Source organism: Stenotrophomonas sp. SrG, from assembly GCF_050031795.1.
In the GTDB taxonomy this organism is placed as follows: domain Bacteria; phylum Pseudomonadota; class Gammaproteobacteria; order Xanthomonadales; family Xanthomonadaceae; genus Stenotrophomonas; species Stenotrophomonas rhizophila_A.
Genome location: NZ_JBNBBE010000159.1, coordinates 1 through 286, shown reverse-complemented (window position 1 = coordinate 286; position 286 = coordinate 1). Strand labels below are relative to the sequence as shown.

Annotated in this window: 1 protein-coding gene; it reads right to left on the bottom strand. The window is 63.6% G+C overall.

What is annotated here, in order from left to right:
- Nucleotides 1–185: aldehyde dehydrogenase family protein (locus ACQG3P_RS19360; RefSeq protein WP_426805946.1), on the bottom strand; the 185-nt coding region annotated here is incomplete at its 3' end.
- Between the last annotated feature and the right edge of the window lie 101 nt (nucleotides 186–286).

Genomic DNA, 286 nt, shown 5'->3' with positions numbered 1-286 from the left:
CGCCAGGTCTTGAAGGCTTCCTTGGCCGAGGCCACGGCGGCGTCCACTTCGCACACGGTGGCGAACGGCACCTGGGCCAGGACGTCCTGGGTGGCCGGGTTGACCACGTACTGCCAGTGCGAGCTGGCCGATTCGACGAACTGGCCATCGATCAACATGCGGATACGGGGCGCTGCAACCGTCATGGCAATACCGGCGGATGCGAAAGGTGATTGGCATTATTCACAGGCCACCGCTCGAGGTCCGGGCTGTCTGCGCTTAATCTGGCCAACGCCCGCTCCGATTT